The following is an 18,043-nucleotide window of genomic DNA, read 5'->3' on the forward strand; positions in this document are numbered from 1 at the left end:
GTTCGGTCAGCGCTCGACAGATCGCGGAAGTCGCGAGCAATCTGGCCCATGCACCTCATCGACACTCGTATCCGTCACCCATGCGCCGAACCATGAAAACGAACTCATGTCGGGCAGGTATGGCTTCAGCACCTCACGCTCGTAAAATTCGAGACGTCGAACGTCAGCTTCGACATGCGCCGATTGCTTCACGATCACCGTCTCTAATCGGTGGTGCTCCTGTCGGTGGGCATCGATCCAGTTCAACTTGCGAGCGCAAATACCTGTGCGGTCTCCGCGTGTTTCGGCGGCACTGGATAACGAGGCACCCGACAAGGCAACAAAACTAATCACGACTGATGATATGCGAAGCGCTCTCGACATCTCTCGCTAATAATCGAAACTTGCGATGTCCGCTATTGGTCGAATTCGGCCCGACCGCTTTTCCGCTCAACAGCGGACAGTCGGCTTTGGGGAATGGCGATCGCGCTGGCGGCGCTCAAACGGCGCAAATTGGTGGAGAGCGGTCACAAGCCTGTGTCCCGTCTCGATCTCAACCGTGAACCGACGCGAGTTATGGCAAGCGATCCGGTTCCGGCACGGGTAAAGATTTTAAGATCGACCGCAACTCGTCATTCCGAGTTTTGTATCGTTCGCGATCACATCCATAATCGACGTCGTAGTACTGGTCGAGCGACGGTCCGATCCAATGGAATGAGATCCCGCCGTTATCCGTGGCGTAGGGGCCATCGCATCGGCTACCGTGCATTAAATGCTCAAGAATTTTGCTGGAGGGGATTGTGTCAGGAGAGAGCCGAAAGGGTTCTGTCCGGTCGCGAAGCGCGTCCCACTTGTCAGCAGATAGTAAAAAGCGTCCTGACTTACCTGTAGAAGACTGCTTGAAGTTGCCGTTGCCTTTCCGGTCGATCAAAATCGCCAAGCCGGGGACGCTGATTTCCAACCGCTCGACGACGGGTTTATCAAACTTGCACCCCACGATAGCGACCGCGAGGGCGAAAATCGGCATCATGCGTTTCTGCATGATCGATGATCGCTTGTCGGTCGAGTGTTTGCAAGTGGTCGCAAGGCGCCCGGCTGCTTTTGAAGCGCGAAAGACCCAGAAGTCGACAGTCAAGCCCGCCCCGACCCTTCTTGAAAGCGGGCGTTGGTCCATCCTCGATTATGCCATGGATTGACCGCGAGTTGGCCGACCGTCTCATGGCCGGCTTGCCCTAAAGTCAGCCGATCATACCTCCGTCCGGACGTCCAACCTTAGTCGCTGATTGATAGCGGACGACCGACGCCAGCAGATGACTTCAGATGATTGGGGAGTCACGCTTCATCAAAATTCGGCACCCGACAAATCCATGTCCTTCACCCGCTCGGCGATAAGATCGTGAAGATGCAGCACCGCCGGCGGCAATCGCTCGCGCCGCTGCAATACGTACGTGACCGCCGGAAGCGGGGGCAATGAAGAGCCGATGATTTCGGGTAAGCCTGCAAATAGCTCGGTACGACAGGTAATGGCCACCCCGCCGAGCACGGCTGCGCGCAACACCGAGAGACTGGGCGTCTCGACCACCACTTGGTAAGGGGTGTCGGCCGCCTCGAGCGCAGCAATCGCCGCGTCACGGAAGCGGCATGGTCGTTCCAGCACGGCGAGCGGAACAGCGTCGCGTCCGACAAGCGGCGCGTTGCCGAACCAGCGCATCGGTTCCTCGCGAATGGCAGCGGGGTCTCCCACTGGCCCCATGCCGAGGATAACGTCCAACCGGTCGCTTTCGAGCAACTCGATCAGTTGTGGCGTGCCACCGACGCGCACCTCGAGCCGCGCGTCCGGATGCAATGCGACAAGCTGTGCGAGCACGCCCTGCAGCAGCGTTTCAGCGAAATCCTGGACAAATCCGATCCGCACCGATCCGGCCAGCGCGTCACCTGTCAACGTAGCGACGATACGATCGTTGAGCGCCAGGATTTCGCGCGCGTGAACCAGTACGCCTTCTCCCTGCGGGGTCAGTACCAGGCGCCGACCCTCGCGCAGGAACAACGGCACTTGCAGCAATTCTTCGAGCCGCTTCATCTGCAGGCTGATCGCCGGCTGGCTCAGGAACACGCGCTCGGAGGCGCGCAGCATCGAGCCGCCATCGACCACGGCGATGAAACTGCGCAACACATCGATCGGAAGATTGAGGGCCATGGGCCACCTATAAGCAACGCCAATCAGGCGCGTTAGCAAATCTATATTGATTTGGTAGGAGATAAACTGTCCTTTGGCACCGTAACGCTGGCATCCCCGCCACCGTGAGGAGCCGACATGGCACACAACGCCGCGACCCACGCACCGCACACGCTGCGCTCGTACCTTGGCCGGATCCGGTCGGGCGGCGCGCGCTGGGTGTCGCCGCTTGTCCTGCTGCTCTTGTGGGAAGCGGGTTCGCGCACCGGGCTGATCCCCGCGCGCACACTCGCAGCACCATCTGCGGTCGCCGCGACGATGGGGGGCATGATCGCCTCGGGCGAACTCGGCCACAACGTCCTCGTCTCGCTCGGCCGGGCAGGCCTCGGTCTGGCGATCGGAGTTCTGGTCGGTGGAACGCTGGCGATCCTGGCCGGACTGTCGAAGCGCGGTGAAACCGCGATCGACTCGCCGGTGCAGATGCTGCGCACGCTGCCGACCCTCGCGCTGACGCCGCTGTTCATCGTCTGGTTCGGGATCGGCGAAACGCCCAAGATCGTGCTGATCGCGGTCGCCACGACCTTCCCGGTCTATCTCAACCTCTACAACGGCATTCGCGGCGTCGATGCCCGGCTGGTCGAAGCCGCTCGCGCGTTCGGCCTGTCGCGCGCGGCGGTCATCCGCCACGTCGTGCTGCCCGGCGCGCTGCCCGCCTTCCTGGTGGGCTTGCGCTACGCCCTGTCGATCTCGGTGCTGATCCTCGTCGTCGCCGAGCAGATCAACGCATCGTCGGGGCTCGGCTACCTCATCAACAATGCGCGCGACTTCATGCGGACCGACGTCATCGTCGTCTGCCTGATGGTCTACGCCGCGCTCGGCCTCGGTGCCGATGCGGCGGTGCGGCTGATCGAGTTGCGCTCGCTCGCCTGGCGCCCGACGATCCTGGAGGCTTGAGCCATGAACGCACCCATTCCCTTCCCGACGCGTCCGCAACCCGTCGTGTCGCTCCGCGGCTTCACCCGGCGCTTCGGCAGCAACACCGTAATCGCCGGTCTCGACCTCGACATTGCCGAAGGCGAGTTCGTCGCGCTGCTTGGCCGCAGCGGCTCGGGCAAGACCACCTTGCTGCGCACGCTCGCCGGGCTCGACGGAGCGAGCGAAGGCGAGGTGCGCGTGCCCAACTCGCGTGCGGTGGTGTTCCAGGATGCACGGCTGCTGCCGTGGAAGCCGGTGTGGCAGAACATCATGCTCGGCTTGACGGGTCGCGATCTGCGCGCGCGGGCGGAAGGAGCACTGGCCGAAGTCGGTCTCGACCACCGCGCCGATGCCTGGCCGCTGACCCTCTCCGGCGGCGAGGCGCAGCGCGCGGCGCTCGCCCGCGCCTTGGTGCGCGAACCCAAGGTGCTGCTGCTCGACGAACCGTTCGCCGCGCTCGACGCGCTGACGCGGATTCAGATGCACGAGCTCGTGCTCGGCCTGTGGCGCCGGCATCGTCCGGCGGTGCTGCTGATCACGCACGATATCGACGAAGCGATCGCGCTCGCCGACCGCGTGCTGGTGCTCGATGGCGGCCGGATCGTCGCCGAGGAGCGCATCGCCTCCGATCGGCCGCGCACGCTCGATCCCGCGCTGCGCCGCCGCCTGCTCGCGCGTCTCGGTGTCGCCACGCCCGAACCGGTCGAGACCGTGTGGGCCGAAGCCGCCGACTGATCCCCTTCTTATTCAACAGGAGTTTACCGATGAGCCAGCACCCCGACACGCTCGAGATCCTCGGCATGATCTCGACCAATTACGCGTCCGAGATCCATCCGCCGAGCGGTCCGCAGATCGACCCGAGCTACACCGCCGCCTTCGCGCTGGCGCACGAGCAGGCCGGCTTCGACCGCATCCTGATCGGCTATCACAGCGCGGCGCCGGACGGATTCCAGGTCGCCGCCTATGTCGCGCAGGCCACGACCAAGCTGAAGATCCTGCTGGCGCATCGCCCCGGCGTGATCCAGCCCACCGTCGCCGCACGGCAGATCGCCACGCTCGACCAGTTCAGCGGCGGACGCCTCGCGGTGCATATCATCTCTGGCGGGTCGGACGCCGAGCAGCAGCGCGACGGCGATTTTCTGACTAAGGACGAACGCTACGCCCGTACCGACGACTATCTCGACGTCGTCAAGAAGACCTGGACCTCAGCCGCGCCGTTCGATCACGACGGGCCCTTCTATAAAGTGCGCGACAGCTTTTCGCCGATCCGCTCGGCGCAGCAGCCGCACGTGCCGATCTTCTTCGGCGGCGCGTCGGACGCGGCGATCCGCGTCGCCGGGCGCCATGCCGAAACCTACGCCTTTTTCGGCGAAACGCTCGAGCAGACCCGCGAGACGATCGCCCGCGTCCGCGCCAGCGCGGCCGAGCACGGCCGCCCTGCTCCACGCTTCAGCGTCTCGTTCCGCCCGATCCTCGGTCGAACCGAGCAGGACGCATGGGATCGTGCCGAACGCATCCTGGCCGAAGCACAGGCAATCAAGGAAGCGGGCGCCTCGCCGTTCCGCCGCGTGACGACGGAATCGGAGGGCTCGCGCCGCCTGCTCGAGACCGCGGCCGGCGGCAAGGTCCGCGACAAGCGACTGTGGACCGAGATCGCCAAGCTGACCGGCGCGCCCGGCAACTCGATATCGCTGGTGGGCACCCCCGACCAGGTTGTCGATGCGCTGCTCGATTATTATGATCTCGGCATCCGCACCTTCCTGTTCCGCGGCTTCGATCCGCTCGAAAATGCGATCGATTACGGGCGCAATCTCCTGCCGCGGCTGCGCGCCGCCGTCGCAGAGCGCGAAAATCCGCTGGCGGTCGCGGCAGAATGAGCACGCCGCACACCCAGGCGATCGACCGGCTGGTCGCGGCGATCGAAACGATCGTCGCGGGCGCCCCCGACGCAATCCTCGCGCGCGCGGCCGAACCACTCGCCGCCCTCGTCGCCAAGGACGACTGGATCGACCCCGCCTTCGCCGCACCCGATCCGGTGCGCTATCGCCAATATCTCCTCTATCGCGACCCGGCCGACCGCTTCTCGGTAGTCAGCTTCGTTTGGGGGCCGGGCCAGGCGACGCCGATCCACGACCACCGTGTCTGGGGCCTGGTCGGCGTGCTGCGCGGCGCGGAGATCGACCAGCGCTACGCACGCACCGCCAGCGGTGCGCTCGGGTTCGCCGGGCCACCAACGCAGCTCGACGCCGGAGCCGTCGCCACGCTCTCGCCCGAGAGCGGCGACATCCACCAGGTCAGTAATGCCTTTGCCGACCGCGTGTCGATCAGCATCCATGTCTATGGCACCGATATCGGCCGCGTCGAGCGCGCGACGTATGATGCGACCGGCGCCGCCAAACCCTTCATCTCCGGCTACGCCCAACCCGCATCGGTATTCGCATGACCCCGCACGATATCCGTCACGCCTGGATCGCCCGCGACGAACTCGCGCTGTTCGACCTGCGCGACGAGCACCCCTTTGCCGGCGGCCACCCGCTGTTTGCCGCGCAGCTTCCGCCGCACCGCATCGCGATCGAAATCGAGCGCCGCGTGCCGCGCAAGGCCACCCCGATCGTCCTGTATGACGATGGCGAAGGCCTGGTCGACGCCGCGCTGAGCGAGATCCGTGCACTCGGCTACACCAATGTTTCCGCGCTCGACGGTGGGCTCGCCGCTTGGAAAGCCGCTGGCTACGAGCTGTTCCAGGACGTCAATTCGTACAGCAAGGCGTTCGGCGAGCTCGTCGAGGTGCGGCGCCATACGCCATCGGTCGCCGCGCCCGATCTGCAGGCGCTGATCGACGCGAAGGCCGATATCGCCATCCTCGACGCGCGCCGCTTCGACGAATATGCGACGATGAGTATCCCGACCGGCACCAGCGTTCCGGGCGGGGAACTCGTGTTGCGCGCGCGCACTGCGGCGCCCGATCCCGATACGCTGATCGTCGTCAATTGCGCCGGTCGCACGCGCAGCATCATCGGTACGCAGTCGCTGATCAACGCCGGGCTGCCCAACCGCATCGTCGCGTTGCGTAACGGGACGATCGGCTGGACACTTGCCGGCCAGTCCCTCGACAAGGGCCAGGCGCGCCGCATCGCCGAGGTTGCGCCCGACCAACGCGACGAGGCGCGCGTGAAGGCCCGCGACGTCGCCTATCGCGCCGGCGTCCGCCACATCGATGCGGCGACACTCTCCAGGCTCGCCGGCGAAACCGACCGCACACTCTACCGCTTCGACGTGCGGACTCCCGAGGAGCACGCCGCTGGCCACCCCGCAGGCTTCGTCGAGGCGCCCGGCGGCCAATTGGTGCAGGAGACCGACCACTTCGCTCCGGTGCGCGGCGCGCGCATCGTTCTCGCCGACGATGTCGGTCCGCGTGCCGACATGACCGCGTCGTGGCTCGCGCAGATGGGCTGGGACGTACTGGTGCTCGAAGGCGGCTTCGACGGCGCGCTCGAGACCGGCTCGACCGCCCTCCCCGCGCGCGGTCCCGAGGGCCGCTACAAGCGCCCGTACGAGGGCACCGACAATGCAGCCGCAGCGATGCAGGCCTATCTCGACTGGGAATATGGCCTGGTCGACCAACTCGCACGCGACGGCACCCACGGCTTCGTCGTGATCTGAGAGGACGATATGGCTATTACACTGTATTTCGCGCCGAACAGCTCGGCCTTCGCCCCGCTCGTCGCGCTTGAGGAAGCCGGCGCCGATTTCAACGCGGTCCGCATCGATCTTGCCGCCGGCGAGCAGCACACGCCCGCCTATCGCGCGATCAATCCACGCCGGCGCGTGCCGACGCTGGTGATCGATGGCACACCGGTCACCGAGGTGATCGCGATCCTGAGCTGGATCGCCGACAGCTATCCGCACGCCGGCCTGCTGCCCGATGACCCGGTCGAGCGCGCCCAGGCGTTTGCGCTGATGGGCTGGATCGCGAGTACGGTGCATGTCGCGCTCGCACAGGTCCGGCGTCCGGAACGCTATGCCGACGACCCCGCCGTCCGCCGGGCGCTAGAGGCACCCGGTCGTGCCGCCTTCGCCGCCGCGCTCGCCGAGCTCGAAGCGCGCTCCGCCGCCACGCCGTCCCCTTTCCTGATCGGCGGCCGCTTCGGCGCCGTCGATGCCTATGCGCTGGTCGTGCGGCGCTGGGCCGATAGCCTGGGGATCGATCGCACGTCTTTTCCCAGCTTCGCCGAGCGCACCGACCGCCTGTTCGACCGCCCGGCGGTGCGTCGCGCGGTCGAGCACGAAACTCTCCTTCCCGCCGCCGCGGCGGCCGCCTGATGCGAGTCTACCGATGCCGCTGAGCAGTAGGATGCGGCCAGCCTAGGAGGCCGCGCCCCGCCCCAACCAAGACCACACCATCTCGCGGCAGCTGTCGCGGGAAACGGAGGAGCGCGCCGATCACGGCGGCTCCCGACCAAAGACAGGGACCTTCATGCACCTTCGACCTTCGCGCACCGTTGTCACCCCGCTGGCGCTGCTGCTCGCCACCACTGCGCTCGCGCCGGCCTATGCAGGAGATGCCCCCGCGGCGCCGACCCCGGCAGCGGCGGCGGCTGCCCCCGCGGCGGAGCCCCCCGCCGCTCCGGCCGCTGCCGACGGGGCGAGCGACGACATCGTCGTCACCGCGCGCTACAAGAACGAGACGCTGCAGAGCGTGCCGATCGCCATCACCGCGCTGTCGGCGGCGCAGATCGGCGCGATCGGCGGGCAGACGAGCATCAAGAATCTCGCCAATTTCGCGCCCAGCGTCACGATCCAGGGATTCAGCGGCCGCAATCAGACGATCACCATCCGCGGCCTCGGCACCAATTCGGGCGGCACCAACGACGGGCTCGACCAAGGCGTTGGCCTCTATATCGACGGCGTCTATCGCCCGCGCACCGGCACGGTGATCAACGATCTGCTCGACGTCGACAGCGTGCAGGTGCTGCGCGGTCCGCAGGGCACGCTGTTCGGCAAGAACACCGTCGCCGGCGCGATCGACGTCCGCACCAAGCTCCCCAGCTTCACGCCGGAGGTGTCGACCGATCTGACGTACGGCAATTACAATTACATGCGCGCGCAGGCGTCGATCTCGGGCGGCCTCACCGACACCCTGGCGCTGCGGGTGAGCGGGCTCGTCGCGAGCCGCGACGGCACGATCTACAACACCACCCAGAAGCAGGACTGGGACGACTATACCAACGTCGCGGCGAAGGCAGATCTGCTGTGGAAGCCGAGCGATACGCTGAGCTTCCGCCTGATCGCCGACTATGCCCGCCAGAGCGGCAACATGGGCTTCTACGTCTCCGGCCAAGTGCTGCCGACCACGCTCGCCAATGGCGCGTCAGCGAAAGGCTTCTATGCGCACGCTGCCGACGTCGGGTACACGCCGATCGCGATCAACCCGTACAATCGCCAGACCGACATCAATGGCTCGCAGGCGATCGCCATGCCGAGCGGCGGTGTCACCGCGCGGGTCGATGCCACGATCCTCGGCGGCCACACGCTGACCTCGATCACCGCCGGCCGCTTCTGGAAGTGGATCCCCAATTGGGATGGCGACCAGTTCGGCGCCGACGTGCTCGGCCAGGCGACCGTCGCCACCGACCAGAAGCAGTTCAGCCAGGAGCTGCGCCTCACCTCGCCGAGCGGGCACACGCTCGAATACACTGCGGGCCTGTACTATTTCTACCAGAAGGCCGATCTCAAACAGGAGGTATCGTTCGGTAGGGACGCCGCCAAATGGTATCTCGGCGCGGCGGCCCCCAGCGCACTGCTGAATGGGCTCGACACCTTCAGCTACCTCAACCCCTCGACCAACAGTTATGCCGCCTACGGCCAGGCGACATGGCACGTCGCGCCCGGCACGAGCCTGACCGGCGGGCTGCGCTACACCTATGAAACCAAGGCGGGCAGCTACAACGCAGTCAACGTCGGCACGGTCGCGCCGATCTCGAGCCTGCCGCTCGCCTATCAGGCGAGCGCCGCAGCGATCCGCGCGAGCTTCGCGCCCGACGGCGGCGCCTATAGCGCGAGCCGGTCGAAGGGCACCGTGTCGTGGTTGCTCAGCGCCAACCAGGATATCGGTGATGATGTTCATGCCTATGCGAGCTATTCGCGCGGGTACAAATCCGCCGGCATCAATCTTGTCCGCAAATCCGCCGGGATCAATATCTTCGTCGAACCCGAAAAGGTCGATTCCTACGAGATCGGGGTGAAGACGCAGCTGTTCGACCGCCACGTGCAATTCAACACTGCTTTGTTCTGGGCGATCGACCAGAATTACCAGGCCAATTTGTACGACGTCTCCAACCGCATCAGCTATCTCGGCAATGCGGGCAAGGTGCAGAGCCGCGGGGTCGAGGTCGATCTGCGCGCGACCTTGGCCAAAGGGCTTAGCCTGAGCGGCTCGGGCTCGTTCACCGATGCCAAATATATTCGCTATACCAATGCGATCTGTCCGTTTCTGCAGTCGTACAAGACATCGTGCGACATCTCGGGACAGCGCCTTTCGGGCACGTCGAAATGGGTCGGCGCGGTCCAGGCGCACTACGAGGCACCGTTGAGCGAAACGCTGGTCGGCTATGTCGCAGGCGACGCCAGCTACCGCTCGAAATTCTACTCGGCGGTCAACGACGATCCCTTCTCCGAGATCAAGGGCTATGCGTTGGTCGGGGCGCAGCTTGGCGTGCGCGCAGCGCGCGGGACTTGGGACGTCTCGCTGTGGGGCCGCAACCTGCTCAACAAGAACTATCTCGTCACGTCCACCGTCAACGCGACCTGGGGCATCACCCAGGTCGGGCTCGGCGACCCGCGGACGTACGGCATCACGCTTAGGAACCGCTTCTAATGCGCTTCCCACCCAAGGATCCCGCTATGTCCCTCGAATTCTCGGTCTCACGTCGCGGCGCGCTGGCGATCGCCGGCGCCGGCTTGCTCTCCGCTTGCGTCAAGGGCTCGGCCAAAAAGCTGGTGATCGGCGATCAGCGCGGCGGCGTCCAGGCGCTGCTCGCGGCGTCGGGCGAGCTCAAGACCGTCCCCTACGCGATCGAGTGGGCACAATTTCCCAATGCCGCGCCGTTGATCGAGGCGCTCGCCGCCGGCGCGATCGACACCGGCGTCGGCGGTGACGCGCCGTTCATCTTCAGCCTGCAGGGCAATGCCGGGGTCAAGGCGATCGCCGCGTTCCGCACCAAGGGCAATCCGACGACCGTGATGGTGCCGGGCACATCGGCGATCCACAGCTTCGACGACCTGCTCGGCAAGCGCGTCGCGACGCCGCGCGGCTCGATCGGCCATTATCTGCTGCTCGCCGGGCTCAAGCGCGCCGGCAAGCCGCTCGACGCGATCCATATCACATTCCTCAGCCCGAGCGACGGGCGCGCCGCTTTGACCAGCGGCTCGGTCGATGCCTGGGCGATCTGGGATCCCTATGCCGCGATCGGCGAATTGAGCGACGGCCTGCGCATCCTCGACCTCGACCGCTCGCTGACCCCGGGCCTCGGTTTCGTGTTCGGAACCGAAACCTCGCTCGCGACCAAGCGGCCGTTGCTGACCGACCTGTCGGCGCGCTTTGCCCGCGCCCGCAAATGGGGCGAGACCCACCGCGAGGAATACGCGCAAATGCTGACGCAGCAGACCGGCGTGCCGATCGCGGCGACACGGCGCTATCTCAACCGCAGCGTCAACGTTCCCGTCCCGATCGACGCGGGATTGATCGCCGAGGAACAGGGCATTGCCGACCTGTTCCATCAGGCGGGGCTGCTCGCCAAGCCCGTCCTGGTCGCCCCCCACTTCGAACAGATCTGATCCCTTCCAACGCGCAAGGACAGCCTCATGACCCAAAGACAGCTCAAGCTGGGCCTCGTGACCACCGGCGTCGGCGGTCCCGGCCAGACCAATCGCTGGCTCGACCCCGAAATTCCGGTCGATGCCAGCGTCAACATCGACTGGTATATCGACATCGTCCGCCAGGCCGAGGCAGCCAAGTTCGACCTAGTGTTCATCGTCGACAGCCAGTTCATCACCGCCGACTCTCCGCCGCACTATCTCAACCGGCTCGAGCCGCTGACCTTGCTCTCGGCGCTGGCGGTGGCGACCAGCCATATCGGCTTGGTCGGCACGCTCACCACCTCATACAACGATCCGTTCAACCTCGCGCGCAGGCTCGCCTCGCTCGACCTGATCAGCAAAGGGCGCGCTGGCTGGAACGTCGTGACCAGCGGCGACGCGGGCACCGCGGGCAATTACGGGCGCGAGGAGCATTACGATTACGCCACGCGCTACAGTCGGGCGTTCGAATATCTCGACGTCGTGCGCGGGCTGTGGCGCAGTTACGAGGACGACGCGCTGGTCCGCGACCGCGCGACCGGTGTGTTCCTCGACAAGACCAAGCTGCACGCGCTCAATCACAAGGGCGAACATTTCTCGGTTGTGGGTCCGCTCAATATCCAGCGCTCACCGCAGGGCGAACCGGTGATCTTCCAGGCCGGCGACTCCGAACAGGGACGCGATCTCGGTGCGACCGTCGCCGATGCGATCTTCACCCACGCCCGGACGATCGAGCAGGGCCAGGCCTTCTACGCCGACATCAAGCGGCGCGGAGCGACGCTCGGGCGCAATCCCGACGAGATCCTCATCCTGCCCGGTTTCTCGATCACGGTTGGCGACACCGACGACGATGCCCGCCGGATCGAGCGCGAGCATCGCCGGCTCGACCAGAGCTTCGATCAGGCGCTGGCCGAGTTCGGGCGCGCCTTCGGCTGGCATGACTTTCGCCAATACGATCTCGACGCGCCCTTCCCGGCCGCCGCGCTCGAGCATGCCAAAAGCAGCTTCTTCACCCAGGCCAAGCACATCACCGATCTTGCAGTCGAACGGGGTTGGTCGCTTCGGCAGACGATCGACCATCAGCGTGACCAGTTCACCAGCCCGTTCGTGGGATCGGCCGAGACGGTCGCCGACGAGATCCAGCGCTGGTTCGAGGGGCGGGCGTTCGATGGGATCAACGTTCATGCGGGTCATCCGAGCCAGTTCCGGCGCTTTACCGAGGAGGTTGTCCCCTTGCTCCAGGCGCGCGGACTGTTCCGTACCGACTATGACCAGAGCACGCTGCGCGGCCATCTCGGGTTGCCGATCCCGGACAATCGCCGGGTCGAATCCCGCGATCCGATCCCGATCGTTGCCCGCCGGTCGGCGGTTGGCTGAACATGCTCGCCGCCACCCGCCTGGCGGGCGGCGGTCAGCCGGCGGCGGCACCGCTCACCTGCAGCAAGATCCCGACCACTGATGCAGCACCGAGCGTCGCGAAGATGCCGAGCTTCAGTCGGAACATCGCAACGATCGCGGCAGCCGCGATCCCGAGCGCCCAGGGGTCGAGGCTCGCCATCACGGGCAGGTCCATCCGGACCGGCCCCGCCGTAAATGGCCGCACGGTCCGAAAGAGCGTATGAATCGCGAACCACACCGCCAGGTTGAGCACCACGCCGACCACCGCTGCGGTGATCGCGGATAGCGCGCCCGACAGCGCCACGTTGCCACGCATCCGCTCGATGAAGGGCGCGCCGAGGAAGATCCACAAAAAGCACGGCACGAACGTCACCCAGGTCGCCAGCAACCCGCCCAGCGTCCCGGCCAGCAGCGGCGACAGCATCCCTGGATGGCGATACGCGCCGAGGAACCCCACGAACTGCAGCACCATGATCAGCGGCCCGGGTGTCGTCCCCGCCATGCCGAGCCCGTCGAGCATCTCGCGCGCGGTGAGCCAGTGATACTGCTCGACCGCCTGCTGCGCGACATAGGCGAGCACGGCATAGGCGCCGCCGAAGGTGACGACCGCCATGGTCGAGAAGAAGGTCGCGATCTGGCTGAAGACGCTGCCCTGCCCCAGCAGCAATACCAACGCCGCGACCGGTGCCAGCCACAGCACGAGCCAGACCCCGGCCTGCTGCACCGACTGGCGGATCGTGGGGCTGGCGTGCGCGGGCAAGGCCTCGCCGAGCAGCGTGTCGGCATCGGCGACGAGCGCACCCTTGCCCGACGCATGGCCCCCGCCAATCCGGAAAGCCGGCATGTCGGCGCGGCCCCCGAAATACCCGATCAGCCCCGCCCCCAGCACCATCAGCGGGAACGGCACGCCCAGAACGAAAATCAGCCCGAACGCGGCCGCGGCGAGGCCACGCATCACGCCGTTGCGGAGCGCGCGGCTCCCGATCCGCACCACCGCCTGCAACACGACCGCGAGGACCGCGCATTTCAGGCCGAAGAACAGCCCCGCGACCGCCCCGACCTGCCCGTACAGCACATAGATCCAGCTGAGCGCCATGATCGACACCGCCCCCGGCAGCACGAACAGTGTCCCCGCGACGATCCCGCCGCGGGTCCGGTGCAGCAGCCAGCCGATATACGTCGCGAGTTGCTGCGCCTCCGGCCCCGGCAGCAGCATGCAATGATTGAGCGCGTGGAGAAACCGATGCTCGCCGATCCAGCGTTTTTCCTCGACCAGGATGCGGTGCATCACCGCAATCTGACCCGCGGGTCCGCCGAACGACAGCGCCGCGATCCGCAGCCACACCCAGAAGGCCTGCCGCAGCGTCACCGGCGCGGGCCGCGGGATCGGTGAGATTGTGGCCTCGGCCACCGTGCTCATGCCGACACCTTCGGGCGCACCGCTTTCGGATGATGGGAAACCCAGTCATGCGTCTCGCCGGTCGCATCGCGGCACCAGCGATACAGCGCATCGTACAGCAGCATTCCGGCGTCGAGTTGCTCCAGATCGTTCGAAAACATGCGCGACAGGCCGAGCGACAGCGCGACCAGCCCCGCCGCCTCGGGTGCGAGCTCGGGCCGCGCGGTATCGGCCCCGCGCACGATCGTCGCGAGATGCGAAAGGCCTGGAACGGCGGCAAGCCCGAACCGCGCCACCATCGCGTTGAACGCACAGCACTCGCCCACGTGGCCCCACACCACGCCCTCGCCCGCAATATCGAAAGCAGCCGCGCCGAAGCGCTCCGCCACGCCGGTCACCTCGGCCGGGCTGACGAACAGGAACACCGCGTTCGGATCGACGAAGCGGCGGATCAGCCACGGGCAGGCGATGCGATCGACCTTGGACCGCGCGCGCGTGACCCACAGCGTCCGCCCCTGCGCGTCGCGTGGCGGCAGCACCGCCGCAGGCACCATCGGCAGGCCCGCGGCCGCCCAGCCGAGCGTCCCGCCGTCCAGAATTTCGGCCGCGATGCCCTCATGCCGCAGCCACGCCGCGACGCCCTCGCTGACAGCGCGTCCCTGCGCGTCGACGATCACCGCAGACCGATCAGCCACTCTGCTGGCCCAAACCGCAGGATCGGCGTCGCCGCGGCGAACCGACCCCGGCACCAGGTTCGGGTCGGCGGCAAAATCCCGGTCGGTCCGCACGTCGATGATCGCGGGACCATGCGGAAGCCCGATCAGGCGGGCAAGTTTCTCGGGAGTGATGGCGTTGATCGCGGGCATGGAGCGTCCTCGGGTGCGGCAGGGACGCGATGCTTCGGCTGTCGCCTCATGGGGAGATCGCTGGCCCCATCAGCGTATTGAGCAATGCGCCGGGGCCGTTGTCAACTCCGGTTTGGAAGCGCCCTAAGCGGACGTCCTCATGCCCCGCTCTGGCTGACAAGACGGGCAGCACCGCCCATCCCGGTTGCCAACCGCGGCCCCGACCGACAAGACGATCGGCAGCTTGTGTTCGAATGGTAACCGGCGGGACCGCCGCATTCGGCGATCGCAATCGAAGGAAGCGCGACAATGCTGGGCTGGATCCTGTTTCATCGCGCGCTCGACCCGGCGTTGCCGGAAGTGCCCGAGATCTTTCGGTTTCAGGAAGCCGCCGCGGCCATGGGAATCGATCTGCAGATCCTCCACCCGCACCATTTCGATCTGGTCGTCGGCGCAGGCGAAGAGTGGACGGTGAAGTATCACGGGAGCCCGATCGCGCGTCCCGATTTCGTCCTCTGTCGCAGCGGTGCCGAGACCGATTATTTCACTTTGGCGCTGCTGCGCCATTTGGAACGGCGCAACGTTCGGCTGGTCAATGGCCCGGTCGCGATCGAGCTCGTTGCGGACAAGTTGCACAGCCTGCAGGAGCTGGTCCGGGCGGGGCTGCCGGTCCCCCGCACGATCCTTGGCAAATTTCCCGTGGATATCGAGTTGGTCGAGCGCGAGCTCGGCTTCCCCGTGATCGTCAAGACGCTGAAGGGAACGCGCGGGACCGGGGTGCTCAAATGCGAAAACCGCAGCCAGTTCGAGGATCTGGCGGGACTGCTGGAAAGCGCCGAGGCGCAGGCCGATTTCGTGATGCAGCATTACATCCGCGCGAGCCACGGGCGCGACGTCCGCGTCCTCGTGGTCGGCGGCCGGGTCGTCGCGGCGATGGAACGGCGATCGCTCACCGGCGGGTTCAAGTCGAACGTTTCGCTCGGCGGGGTCGGGATCGCCTATAACCCGCCGCGGGAAATGGCCGAGCTGGCGGTCCAGGCGGCGGATACGCTCGGCCTCGACGTGACCGGCATCGACATTCTGTTCGATGAAACGGGCTATCGCATTTGCGAGGCGAACTCGGCCCCCGGGTTCCAGGGGCTGGAGCGGGCATGCGGCGTGGACGTGCCGTCCAGCATCCTCGAATGGATCGTCTCCACCCAGGCGTCGGCCATGGCACCCCCCGTCACCGGCGAGAATGACGCACTGGTCGCCTTGGTGTTCGGGGGCCGCAGCGGTCTTCGCACGATCAGCGACCGAAGCCCCACCTACCGGCGCTTCGCCGGATCGGTCGGCACACGCCTGATCGCGGTGGGACTTCGCGCCATGGCACAGTCGGCGGTTCCGCCAGCCTTTATCGACCGCAAGAGCAGCACCACCCTCGGGCTCCGGACGCTGTTTGCGGGCAGGATCACCACCCCGCTCGCCGCCTTCGACGAGACCGAGCAGGAGCGCGCCTTGCTGATCACGCTGGCCGTCTCGATCTGGGCGGCGGTGCTTCCGTGGCTGGCGGGGGCTGGTCCCGCCATCAGCGGCGTCCTCTCGATGCTGGCCCTGCTGTTCCCGATCGTCTTCCTGCTCACCGCGCCGATCGGACGCCTTCGCGGCGCCGCCCGGCTCCAACATGGAGGACCGCGCGCGTGATCGATTTCAGCGCGATCTCCTGGCGCGATCTCGCGCCGTTCATAGCGATCGGGTTCCTGGCGCAGGTGGTGGACGGTACGGTGGGCATGGGGTTCGGCGTGATGACGAACAGCCTGCTCGTCGCGCTCGGCCTGCCCGGCCCGGCGGCTTCGGCTGCGGTTCGCACCGCGGAGAGTTTCACCAGCGGGATTTCGGGGCTCAGCCACGCGCTTCAGCGCAATGTCGACTGGTCGCTGTTCGGCCGGCTGGTCATCCCCGGCATCGCGGGTGGCTTTATCGGGGTGTGGGTCTTCACTCATGTCGGAATCGCGCTGATGCGCCCGGTCGTGCTGGTCTATCTCGCGGCGGTCGGATCCTACCTCCTCTGGCGCGGTCCGCGCCGTCCGCAGACGTTCCGCCGGACGCGCCTGGTCGGAACGGTCGGGTTCCTCGGCGGAATGCTCGATGCATCGGGCGGCGGCGGTTGGGGTCCGATCGTCACCGGCAATCTCCTGTCGCAAGGCGCAAACCCGCGCTCGGTGATCGGGACGGCCAATGCGGCAGAGTTTTTCGTCACTGTCACCGTGCTCGCGGCGTTTATCGGGACGCTTGGCCTGCAGTCGGTGACGATCGCCGCAACGGGGCTGGTCATCGGCGGCGTGGTCGCCGCACCGATCGGCGCCTATCTCGTCAAACGGCTTGCGCCCAGAACGCTGATCGTCGGCGTCGGAGGCGCGCTGGTCGCGATCGCCCTGTTCGGGCTGCTGGCGCTCATCTTCGCACCGATCCCGACGTTTCCGAGGTTCTGATCCGCGCCGCCGCGCAGTTGCTCGGAGCGCGGACTGGATAGCGCCCACGTAACGGTCCGTGATGCGTCACGCTTATCATGTCACCTGCCAGCGCGCGCCAGAGATTGACATAGGTCGGCCTCGCACCATCGATCACAATGCCGCGCGTACCGGATTGAGCTTGGCATCGAGCGCGTCAATGGTGCTGGCTGCCGTGATCGGATCTCGCACAAGCGGCCGTCTCGCGTTGGATGCGCATTCAGCGAACGAACGGCGCGAGTCGGTAGCGGCCGCTGCGGCGGCAACCCAGAGCCTGCCGTTCGCGCGCCCTTCCGCGCTTCCCGACTTCAGAGACTCACGCATCGAAGCGACGATGGTGCAGCACTGGAGCGCAAACCTCTAAATGGTGCGCTTTGCCAGAGGATGGCGGCGCGTGCCGTAGAACTTTGCCACCCGCGCACGGGCGGCGGCGTGTTACTCGAATGGCACGCACTTTGCAGAGCCTCCCGCGTCGTCACCGATATTGTGACGGATACGGGGATCTCGATATGAACCTAATCGCCACCACCGAACTTATTGCGGCTGTGTTGCTTGTCAGCGTCCTGCCAGCGGGGACCGCCACGGCACATAGCAGCACGACAACCGAGGATTACCGAGCGCGCTATGACGAGCGGCGCGATGTCTATTGCATCCGGTTCTTCGCGGACCCACCCGCTGCCGACCCTCATCCCGGCCCATCGCGTGACATATGCCAATCGCGAGCGGCTTGGGCGAGAGAGGGCATAAAGGTCGACCAGGTCTCCCGTCCTGGGCCGTCGTGATCGATATGGAGTCGGCTCCCGACCTTGAGCTGGCGCAAGCGGTTACGTGACGCAAACAATCGGCAGCATCGTCCTTGCAGCGTGGAGCGATACCAGCGACTTGAGACTCTGCGAGAAGAGCCAACATCGGGCGCTGGCGGCGT

At 66.3% G+C, this 18,043-nt stretch carries 17 protein-coding genes; 11 read left to right on the plus strand and 6 right to left on the minus strand.

What is annotated here, in order from left to right; all coding sequences use genetic code 11:
* Positions 1–6 precede the first annotated feature (6 nt).
* The 3 genes from EAH76_RS08155 to EAH76_RS08165 form a co-directional block, all read right to left on the minus strand.
* Positions 7–333, minus strand: a complete 327-nt coding sequence (locus EAH76_RS08155) for a hypothetical protein (RefSeq protein WP_140849747.1) — start codon at positions 331–333, stop codon at positions 7–9.
* A 220-nt stretch (positions 334–553) separates the two neighbouring features.
* Positions 554–1,114 (minus strand): hypothetical protein, encoded by a 561-nt coding sequence (locus tag EAH76_RS08160; RefSeq protein WP_241659602.1) that lies wholly within the window; start codon positions 1,112–1,114, stop codon positions 554–556.
* 207 nt (positions 1,115–1,321) lie between these two features.
* Positions 1,322–2,176 carry a LysR substrate-binding domain-containing protein gene (locus EAH76_RS08165; RefSeq protein WP_140849748.1) on the minus strand — a complete coding sequence of 285 codons (855 nt, stop codon included), beginning with the start codon at positions 2,174–2,176 and terminating at the stop codon, positions 1,322–1,324.
* Between the two features lie 117 nt (positions 2,177–2,293).
* Between EAH76_RS08165 and EAH76_RS08170 the strand changes: the two genes are divergently transcribed.
* From EAH76_RS08170 to EAH76_RS08210, 9 genes are all read left to right on the plus strand, one after another.
* Positions 2,294–3,109 (plus strand): ABC transporter permease, encoded by an 816-nt coding sequence (locus EAH76_RS08170; protein WP_140849749.1) that lies wholly within the window; start codon positions 2,294–2,296, stop codon positions 3,107–3,109.
* Between the two features lie 3 nt (positions 3,110–3,112).
* Positions 3,113–3,865, plus strand: a complete 753-nt coding sequence (locus EAH76_RS08175) for an ABC transporter ATP-binding protein (RefSeq protein WP_140849750.1) — start codon at positions 3,113–3,115, stop codon at positions 3,863–3,865.
* A 29-nt stretch (positions 3,866–3,894) separates the two neighbouring features.
* Positions 3,895–5,007, plus strand: a complete 1,113-nt coding sequence (locus tag EAH76_RS08180) for an LLM class flavin-dependent oxidoreductase (protein WP_140849751.1) — start codon at positions 3,895–3,897, stop codon at positions 5,005–5,007.
* Positions 5,004–5,573 (plus strand): cysteine dioxygenase, encoded by a 570-nt coding sequence (locus tag EAH76_RS08185; RefSeq protein ID WP_140849752.1) that lies wholly within the window; start codon positions 5,004–5,006, stop codon positions 5,571–5,573. Before EAH76_RS08180 ends, EAH76_RS08185 begins: the two co-directional genes overlap by 4 nt.
* Positions 5,570–6,793 carry a rhodanese-like domain-containing protein gene (locus EAH76_RS08190; RefSeq protein WP_140849753.1) on the plus strand — a complete coding sequence of 408 codons (1,224 nt, stop codon included), beginning with the start codon at positions 5,570–5,572 and terminating at the stop codon, positions 6,791–6,793. The genes EAH76_RS08185 and EAH76_RS08190 overlap by 4 nt, the downstream gene beginning before the upstream one ends.
* A 9-nt stretch (positions 6,794–6,802) precedes the next feature.
* Complete coding sequence (locus tag EAH76_RS08195) at positions 6,803–7,453, plus strand: glutathione S-transferase family protein (protein ID WP_140849754.1); 651 nt, start codon at positions 6,803–6,805, stop codon at positions 7,451–7,453.
* A gap of 154 nt (positions 7,454–7,607) precedes the next feature.
* The gene (locus tag EAH76_RS08200; protein WP_140849755.1) at positions 7,608–10,007 is read left to right on the plus strand and encodes a TonB-dependent receptor; all 2,400 of its coding nucleotides are present in this window, start codon (positions 7,608–7,610) and stop codon (positions 10,005–10,007) included.
* Between the two features lie 26 nt (positions 10,008–10,033).
* Positions 10,034–10,966, plus strand: coding sequence for an ABC transporter substrate-binding protein (locus tag EAH76_RS08205; protein ID WP_161988996.1), 933 nt, complete (start codon positions 10,034–10,036; stop codon positions 10,964–10,966).
* Between the two features lie 27 nt (positions 10,967–10,993).
* Positions 10,994–12,364 carry an LLM class flavin-dependent oxidoreductase gene (locus EAH76_RS08210; RefSeq protein ID WP_140849757.1) on the plus strand — a complete coding sequence of 457 codons (1,371 nt, stop codon included), beginning with the start codon at positions 10,994–10,996 and terminating at the stop codon, positions 12,362–12,364.
* 34 nt (positions 12,365–12,398) lie between these two features.
* Here the strand turns inward: EAH76_RS08210 and chrA are convergent, their stop codons facing one another.
* Together chrA and EAH76_RS08220 are read right to left on the minus strand one after the other, a co-directional pair.
* Complete coding sequence (gene chrA, locus EAH76_RS08215; RefSeq protein WP_140849758.1) at positions 12,399–13,805, minus strand: chromate efflux transporter; 1,407 nt, start codon at positions 13,803–13,805, stop codon at positions 12,399–12,401.
* The gene (locus tag EAH76_RS08220) at positions 13,802–14,650 is read right to left on the minus strand and encodes a chromate resistance protein ChrB domain-containing protein (RefSeq protein ID WP_140849759.1); all 849 of its coding nucleotides are present in this window, start codon (positions 14,648–14,650) and stop codon (positions 13,802–13,804) included. Before EAH76_RS08220 ends, chrA begins: the two co-directional genes overlap by 4 nt.
* A 288-nt stretch (positions 14,651–14,938) precedes the next feature.
* Between EAH76_RS08220 and EAH76_RS08225 the strand changes: the two genes are divergently transcribed.
* Positions 14,939–16,312: an ATP-grasp domain-containing protein gene (locus tag EAH76_RS08225; protein ID WP_170208006.1), complete on the plus strand. Its 1,374-nt coding sequence runs from the start codon at positions 14,939–14,941 to the stop codon at positions 16,310–16,312.
* Positions 16,309–17,100: a sulfite exporter TauE/SafE family protein gene (locus EAH76_RS08230; RefSeq protein WP_140849761.1), complete on the plus strand. Its 792-nt coding sequence runs from the start codon at positions 16,309–16,311 to the stop codon at positions 17,098–17,100. The genes EAH76_RS08225 and EAH76_RS08230 overlap by 4 nt, the downstream gene beginning before the upstream one ends.
* Positions 17,101–17,232: 132 nt before the next feature.
* Here EAH76_RS08230 and EAH76_RS08235 read toward each other — a convergent pair whose 3' ends face one another.
* Positions 17,233–17,442 (minus strand): hypothetical protein, encoded by a 210-nt coding sequence (locus tag EAH76_RS08235; protein WP_140849762.1) that lies wholly within the window; start codon positions 17,440–17,442, stop codon positions 17,233–17,235.
* Positions 17,443–18,043 lie beyond the last annotated feature (601 nt).

It is taken from the genome of Sphingomonas glacialis (assembly GCF_006439055.1).
In the GTDB taxonomy this organism is placed as follows: Bacteria; Pseudomonadota; Alphaproteobacteria; order Sphingomonadales; family Sphingomonadaceae; genus Sphingomonas; species Sphingomonas glacialis_A.